Source organism: Frankia sp. AgB32 (genome assembly GCF_023243045.1).
Taxonomy (GTDB): Bacteria; Actinomycetota; Actinomycetes; order Frankiales; family Frankiaceae; genus Frankia.
Genome location: NZ_JALKFX010000090.1, coordinates 26,623 through 34,053 on the forward strand (window position 1 = coordinate 26,623; position 7,431 = coordinate 34,053).

Below are 7,431 nucleotides of genomic sequence, written 5' to 3' on the forward strand. Positions count from 1 at the left end.
GCACCCGTTGGGACCACATCCGTCAGCCATCGACAGTCCACGCATCCCGTCGCTCGCGACGAGCACACGGGAGGAGAGGCAGTAGCCCATGACGATCGAGGCCATACGCACCAGTACCGCCCGTGACCCCGGCGGCGGCCCCGCGGCCGGGGCGGACCGGGCCGGCGACGGACAGCGGCGAGCGGGCTCGGGTTCGTCGTGGCTGCTGTGCGGCGGCTGCGGGTCGATGATCTACGGCCGGCGGTTCGACCGCGCGGGACGGGTCTGCGCCGACTGCGGCTGGCATGCCCCCATGACCGTCGACCAACGTCTCGACCTGCTGCTCGACCCGGGTTCGCGCCGTGAGGTCGACGTGCTGGCGATCGACGGCGACCCGCTGGAGTTCGTCGACAGCCGCCCGTACCCCGCGCGGCTGCGCGCCGCCCGCGCCGCCACCGGCCTGCACGACGCGGCCGTCGCCGTGCGCGGCACGATCGAGGGCAACCCGGTCGTGGTCGTCGTGATGGACTTCCGGTTCCTCGGCGGCCGCCTCGGCGCCGCCGTCGGCGAGGTGGTCACCCGCGGCGCCGAGGTCGCGCTGCGCGAGCGCACCCCGCTGATCACCGTCGCCGCCTCGGGTGGCGCGCGGATGCAGGAGGGCGCGATCGCCCTGATGCAGATGGCGAAGACCAGCCAGGCCCTCGGCCAGCTCGACGAGGCCGGCATCCTCACCGTGTCGCTCATCACCGACCCGACGTTCGGCGGCGTCGCCGCGTCGTTCGCGACGCTCGCGGACGTCATCATCGCCGAACCCGCCGCCCGCCTCGGCGTCGCCGGGCGTCGCGTCATCGAGCAGACGATCCGCCAGGTGCTCCCCGACGACTTCCAGACCGCCGAGTTCCTGCTCACCCACGGCGTCGTCGACATCATCAGCCCCCGCCGGGAGCTGCGGGCGACCCTCGGCCGGCTGCTGTCCGTGTCGAGCCGGCGCGACGACGCCATCCCGCGCCAGCAGTTCCGTGCCGGCGGGTCGATCGTCACCGACCACGAGGCGCTGCCCGAACGCGACGCCTGGGATTCGGTGCGCGCCGCGCGCCGCCTGGGCCGGCCGTCCACCCTCGACTACATCCGCATGCTCGTCGAGGACTTCACCGAGCTGCACGGCGACCGGATGTTCGCCGACTGCCCGGCGCTCGTAGCCGGTCTCGGCCGCCTCGACGGCATCCCCGTCGCCGTCATCGGCACGCAGAAGGGCCACAGCGCCGACGAGTTGCGGCACCGCAACTTCGGGATGCCCACCCCGGCCGGCTACCGCAAGTCCGCGCGGGTGATGCGGCTCGCCGCCAAGCTCGGCCTGCCCGTGGTCACCCTGGTCGACACCGCCGGGGCGTACCCCGGGCGGGAAGCCGAGGAGCACGCCCAGGCCGTCGCGATCGCCGAGAACCTGCGGCTGATGGCCGGGCTCGCCGTGCCGGTCGTCGCCGTCGTCACCGGCGAGGGCGGCAGCGGCGGGGCGCTGGCCCTGGCGTTCGCGGACCGCGTCCTGATGTGCGCGAACGCCGTCTACTCGGTGATCAGCGCCGAGGGCTGCGCGTCGATCCTGTGGAAGGACCCGGCAGCGGCGCCGCGGGCCGCGGCGGCGCTGCGCGTCAACGCCCGTGAGCTGCTGCGCCTGCGCATCGTCGACGGCGTGATCCCCGAGCCCGAGGGCGGCGCGGACGCCGACCCCGAGCGGGCCGCCGCCCTGCTGCGCGACGCCCTGCGCGCGTCGCTGACCGAACTCGCCCCGCTTGACCAGATGACCCTCGTGACCCGCCGGCGCACCAGGTTCCGTCAGTTCGGCGTCCCCGCGGCAGCCGCCGCCACCGCTGCCGTCACCGACGGTGCGGCCGACGCGGACGCGGAGCGGACCGAGCCGGACCAGACTGTGGAGGCGCACCGATGACAACCGACCAGGCCACCCGGACCGCGACGAACGGGGCGCACCCCGTCGCGGCGGCCACCGACCCCGTCAACCCGCTGACCCCGGACCTGGGCTCGCCGCCCGCGCTCGCCGGCACGCTGCCCGCGGTGGACGCGATCGTCGGTGTCCTCAGCGCGCACCTGCTGGAGCTGGCCGTGCGGGCGCCGGTCGCGCCGAGCGTCGTGCGGCTCTCCGCCGGTGACGTGACCGTCGAGATGGGCTGGTCCGACGCCGCGCCGAGCCTCGGCGACGCCGCGCCGGCGCGGACCCGCTGGACCACGGCGCCGGGCGTGGCACGGGCGGCCCGGTCGGCCGTGGAATCCGACTCCGCGCCCGCCCTCACCGCCGGCCAGGGTGGGGCCAGTGCGAACGGCGCGGCGGCGAGCGACACCGTAGCCGTGAACGGCTCGGTGAACGGCGCGGGATCCGTGGCGGACGCCGGTGCCGTCAACGGCGCCGGCTCGGTGAACGGAGCAGCCTCGGGTATCACGGCCGAGGCGGGAACGTTCACTGTCGGGTCGCCGTCGGTCGGCGTGTTCTACCGGGCATCCGAGCCCGGCAAGCCGCCGTTCGTCACCGAGGGTGACGTGGTGCGCGCCGGCCAGCAGGTCGGCATCGTCGAGGCGATGAAGCTGATGATCCCGATCGAGGCCGAGCGGGCCGGGCGGGTCGTCCGCATCCTCGCCGAGGACACGGCGCCCATCGAGCACGACCAGCCGCTGTTCCTGCTCGCCCCGGTGGACGGGGACAGCTGATGTTCACCAGTGTGCTCGTGGCGAACCGCGGCGAGATCGCGCTGCGGGTCGTCCGCACCTGCCGCGAGCTCGGCATCCGCACCGTCGTGGCGCATTCGGCGGCCGACCGGGACTCGGCGGCCGTCCGGATGGCCGACGAGTCCGTGCAGGTCGGGCCGGGTCCGTCGAAGGCGAGCTACCTCAACATCCCCGCCGTCGTCGAGGCCGCCCGCACCCGCGGCGCGCAGGCCATCCACCCCGGCTACGGTTTCCTCTCCGAGAACCCGGAGTTCGCCGAGGTCTGCGAGGACGAAGGGATCGTCTTCATCGGCCCGCCCGCGTCGGTGATGGCGAACCTCGGCGACAAGGCGGTCGCCCGCGGCATCATGCGCGAGGCCGGTCTGCCGCTGCTGCCCGGCAGCCGCGACGCCCTCGACGGCCCCGACGCGGCCCTTGAGCTCGCCGACGAGATCGGCTACCCGGTCATCCTCAAGGCCGTCGCCGGCGGCGGCGGGCGCGGCATGCGGATCGTGCACGAACGCGACGAGCTGCTCGCGGCCTACGCGCACACCCGGTCGACCGCGCTCGCCGTGTTCGGCGACGGGCGGCTCTACCTCGAGCGTTACCTCGCCTCCGCCCGCCACGTCGAGATCCAGGTGCTGTGTGACACGCACGGCCACGGTGTGTACCTCGGCGCGCGGGACTGCTCGCTGCAGCGGCGCCACCAGAAGCTCGTCGAGGAGTCCCCGGCGCCGAACGTCGACCCCGCCGGCGTCGAGAAGCTCGGCGCCGACGCCGTGCGCGCGGTCCTGGCCGCCGGCTACGTCGGCGCGGGCACGGTCGAGTTCCTCTACGACCCGCAGCGCCACGGCTACTACTTCATGGAGGTCAACTGCCGGCTACAGGTCGAGCATCCGGTCACCGAGATGGTCACCGGCATCGACCTCGTCGCCGAGCAGTTGCGCGTCGCCGCCGGTGAGCCGCTGGGCTACGGCCAGTCCGACATCACCCCGCGCGGCGTGGCGATCGAGTGCCGCCTCAACGCCGAGGACCCGACCCGCGACTTCCGCCCCACCCCGGGCCTGGTCGAGCGCCTCGAACTGCCCGGCGGCCCGTTCGTCCGCGTCGACACGCACCTCACCGCCGGCTACCGCATCCCGGCGCTGTACGACTCGCTGCTCGCGAAGCTCATCGTCTGGGCGCCCGACCGCGCCGGCGCCATCGCCCGGATGCGCCGCGCGCTCGCCGAGACGGTGGTCGAGGGCGCCACCATCGCCACCACCGCCGCCTTCCTCGCCGAAGCCCTCGACCACCCCGAGTTCCGCGCCGCCACCCACGACACCTCCCTGCTCGCCACCCTGCTGGCGGCACCCGCCGGCCTGACCGGCGCATCCGGTGCCGCCCAGTCGACGGAACCGACCCACCCGACCGCCTCGGCGGCATAGCATCCCACTCGTTGATCTTGGTGCTTCGGTGAATGTCTACCGGACGATGCCGGCGCCGGACCCGCGGACAGGCGCCCCGGGTACGGCGCCGGCCCGGATCAGCCGCTCTTGCCGAACAGGTCCAGGTAGCGCTTTGCGCTGTTGGGGTTCAGGTCGGGGTTGTTCAGGGAGGACTGGACGTTCTGGTCCTCGGCGTTGTTGAAATACGCCTCGTAGGCGAGGATGTCGGTGTTCGCCGCGAAGAACTGGTGCATCTTCTCGATGTAGTACGGGTTGTCTCCGCCGCCGCCGGTCGAGCGCACCAGGCCCCATTCGGGAACCGCGAGCTCCTTGTGGTGGGCGCGGGCGTACTCCGCGACCGTGCACAGCCCGGAACGCTGGTGGCACTGCTGGTCCCAGAGCTGCTGCGAGGTGGACGCCGGGTAGGAGTCGTAGGTGTCGATGCTGACGACGTCGACGTACTGGTCGCCGGGATAGGCCGCCCAGACGTCGGACGTGCGGTCGGTCAGCGTGTCGCGGTGCGCGCTCATCGTCCACTCGATCTTCACGTGCGGAGCGGTCGAGCGCAGCGCGGTGGCGGCGTGCGCGAAGCAGCTGCGGAACGCCGCCGGGTCCTTCGCGTTCCACCAGAACCAGTTGCCGTTGAACTCCCAGCCGAGCCGGACGTAGGCGTCCCCGCGCCCGTTGCGCGTCAGCGTCTGCCCGAACGCCGCCCAGTAACGGTCGTAGTCGCCGTTGGCACAGGCCGCCTCGTTGCCATCCTCGGGATACAGCGGCTGCGCCACCGACACCTGGCCTGGGAACTTCGCCCGGGTGAACGCGCCTATAGGCCAGCTGGCGGTCGTGATGTTCGCCCAGTCCGACCGGGTGGTGAACACGATGGCGACGTCGACCGGCCGGCCCGTCCAGCTCGCCCACGCGTTGACGTCCACCGGATAGTTGCCGTTCGCCCCCGAGGCCCACCCCAGCCCGGACCGGACTGACGGGGCCGCGGACGGCGACGCACCCGCCGACGGTGACGCCGAGCCCCCGGAACACGCCCCGACACCCACCAGCACGGCCAGCACCCCCGCCAGCATGACCAGCGACGCACGTACCCGGCGACCACGCCGGGTCGCGGGCCCCGTGGTGTCAGGTCCGGATGGGGACGGGGGTCTCGTCACCATGCGGGTCCTGCCGCGCGCATGACGGGCACCGCGGCCCGCTCTGGTGGTCCGCTGAACCGGCGCACCAGGTAGCGGTGGGCAGGTTGCTCCACGGTGTGGTGCAGTACGGCGGCGGCGGAGAGGGCGAGCGCGAGCCCGGCGAGCACGCCGAACGCCGCCGCGCCCGGCGTCCGCGCGTCCAGCCAGCCGAGTCTGCTCACGACGGCGAGCGCGCCGGGGTGGACGAGATAGAACGCGTAGGAGATCACGCCGAGGTAGACGAGGGGCCGGGTGCCGATGCCGGGCACCCCACGCCCGTCCGCCTGCCGGGTGGCGACGAGGAAGATGGTCGCGGCAAAGGACGGCAGAACGAGCGTGTCGATCAGCCCCTGATGATCACCGTACTGGTAGCCGAGTGTGATCGGCACAGCGAGCCAGGCGCCCGCGGCGACAGCGACAGTCCGCCGGTCCCGCGCCGTGCCGCGCAGGCCGTCCCGGGCCAGCAACCCCAAGGTGACGCCGAGGACGAACTCCCCGACCCGCAACGCCGGACTGGCGAAGGCGGCGAGATCCAGTCGCGGGTCGACGGCCCCCGCCAGGCAGGCCACCGCTGCCGTCGGCACCAGGATGGCCAGCGCCGCGCCGATCCGGCCTGCGGTGGATCGGGCCGCGAGCCGCGGGTACACGAACGGGAAGACCAAATAGAAGAACGCCTCGCAGGACAACGACCACAGCACCGCCCCACCCCAGCCGAAGTAGATCGACTGGGTGGGAATCCACGCCTGGACCAGCAGCAGACTCGGCAGGATCGCCGCGGGCGTCGACCCGAACTCACCGATCATGCCCAGCGGCCAGGCGAGCGCCAGCCACAGCAGGATGGCGACGAGGTACAGCGGGTAGATCCGGGCGAACCGGCGCCAGTAGAACTGGGCCGTGGTCGTGACACCGGCGGACCAGGTGAGCACGAACCCGGAGAGGATGAAGAAGAACGCGACGCCGGTGTACCCGATGTTGCCGATGGGCGCCACCGGGAGTGCGTCCTCCACGTCCGCGTGGATGTGGCGGGAGAACACCACGGCGGCCGCGACCGCGCGCAGCCCGGTCAGTGCCGGCAGGTCGGGGCGGCGTCGAGCCGGTCGGCCGGGTCCGAACGTACGAACCATCCGGTGCCGGCCGGGAGATGACAGCATCTCGCGGATCACCGCGTCCCTTCTCGGTTGTCGGAGAAACGAGCCTGCGCCGCGGGCCAGTCGGCGCCCGTGCCCGGAACCACGACCGGCTCAGTCGGGACCATCTGATCGCGGCATCCCCGAACATACCCTCACGTAAGGGTTTATCCCGAAGTGGGGGGTACCGGCCATGGCCGTCATGTTCGACCACGGAACGATCAATTACCTACGGTGACAGATCGAGGTGTCAGGGGTCTGGGTGAAACCAGAGGTAGTAATCGTCGACGAACCGCCCGCTGCGGACCTGATATCACGCTCCGCGGAGCAGGGAGAGTATCTTTTCCGAATTCTTGCCGGCCATTCGTTGAAGCTGCTCCAGATCGTCAATGCAGTCGCGAGTCTGAGCTGGCCGGGCACCGGCGGCAAGCGTCGCGAGCACGCGCGCCTCCGCATCATCCTCCCGGTCGAGCGCCAATAGAAACACGGCAACGTTGAAGGCCAGCCGAGCGTCGTCCGGCACACTTTCCAGAGCCGCTAGGCCAAGGTCAAGGGCTCGCACGACCTCTGCCGAGGAATCGTCGTCCGCTCCTCCGGTCTGGCGAAAAAGCCAGATGAGATAATGATTCCACTCGTCCTGCTGGTCGACCTCTACGGCACGGTTCAGGTCAGCGAGGGCGTCGTCGTAGCGACCCACCGCCTGGTAAGCCTCCGCGCGATTCACGAGTGCCCATGTGTAGTCGGGGTTCAGTTCGATGGCGCGGGTGAAGTCGGCGAGTGCTGGTTCGTGGTTGCCGTGCAGGCGGTGTGTTTCGCCGCGTTCGGCCAGGATCCAGGCCTTGTCCGGTGTGATGTCCAGGGCGCGGTTCAGGTCTGCGAGGGCGTCGTCATAACGGCCCAGTGTCCGGTAGGTCCGCCCGCGATTCACGAGTGCCCATGTGTAGTCGGGGTTCAGTTCGATGGCGCGGGTGAAGTCGGCGAGTGCTGGTTCGTGGTTGC

General features: G+C 71.9%; 6 protein-coding genes. 3 read left to right on the plus strand and 3 right to left on the minus strand.

Going from position 1 to position 7,431, the window contains the following annotated elements:
• The first annotated feature begins 88 nt into the window (after positions 1 to 88).
• The 3 genes from accA to MXD60_RS21410 are packed head-to-tail and all read left to right on the plus strand — an operon-like array spanning position 89 to position 4,121.
• Positions 89 to 1,924 (plus strand): acetyl-CoA carboxylase carboxyl transferase subunit alpha, encoded by a 1,836-nt coding sequence (accA, locus tag MXD60_RS21400; protein ID WP_518468401.1) that lies wholly within the window; start codon positions 89 to 91, stop codon positions 1,922 to 1,924.
• Entirely contained in the window at positions 1,921 to 2,697 is a 777-nt protein-coding gene (locus MXD60_RS21405) for an acetyl-CoA carboxylase biotin carboxyl carrier protein (RefSeq protein WP_248821121.1), read from the plus strand. Before accA ends, MXD60_RS21405 begins: the two co-directional genes overlap by 4 nt.
• The gene (locus MXD60_RS21410; protein WP_248821122.1) at positions 2,697 to 4,121 is read left to right on the plus strand and encodes an acetyl-CoA carboxylase biotin carboxylase subunit; all 1,425 of its coding nucleotides are present in this window, start codon (positions 2,697 to 2,699) and stop codon (positions 4,119 to 4,121) included. The genes MXD60_RS21405 and MXD60_RS21410 overlap by 1 nt, the downstream gene beginning before the upstream one ends.
• Before the next feature lie 98 nt (positions 4,122 to 4,219).
• Here the strand turns inward: MXD60_RS21410 and MXD60_RS21415 are convergent, their stop codons facing one another.
• From MXD60_RS21415 to MXD60_RS21425, 3 genes are all read right to left on the minus strand, one after another.
• The gene (locus MXD60_RS21415) at positions 4,220 to 5,200 is read right to left on the minus strand and encodes a glycoside hydrolase family 26 protein (RefSeq protein WP_248821123.1); all 981 of its coding nucleotides are present in this window, start codon (positions 5,198 to 5,200) and stop codon (positions 4,220 to 4,222) included.
• 80 nt (positions 5,201 to 5,280) lie between these two features.
• Positions 5,281 to 6,468 carry an acyltransferase family protein gene (locus MXD60_RS21420; RefSeq protein WP_248821124.1) on the minus strand — a complete coding sequence of 396 codons (1,188 nt, stop codon included), beginning with the start codon at positions 6,466 to 6,468 and terminating at the stop codon, positions 5,281 to 5,283.
• Between the two features lie 277 nt (positions 6,469 to 6,745).
• Positions 6,746 to 7,431: tetratricopeptide repeat protein (locus tag MXD60_RS21425; RefSeq protein WP_248821125.1), on the minus strand; the 686-nt coding region annotated here is incomplete at its 5' end.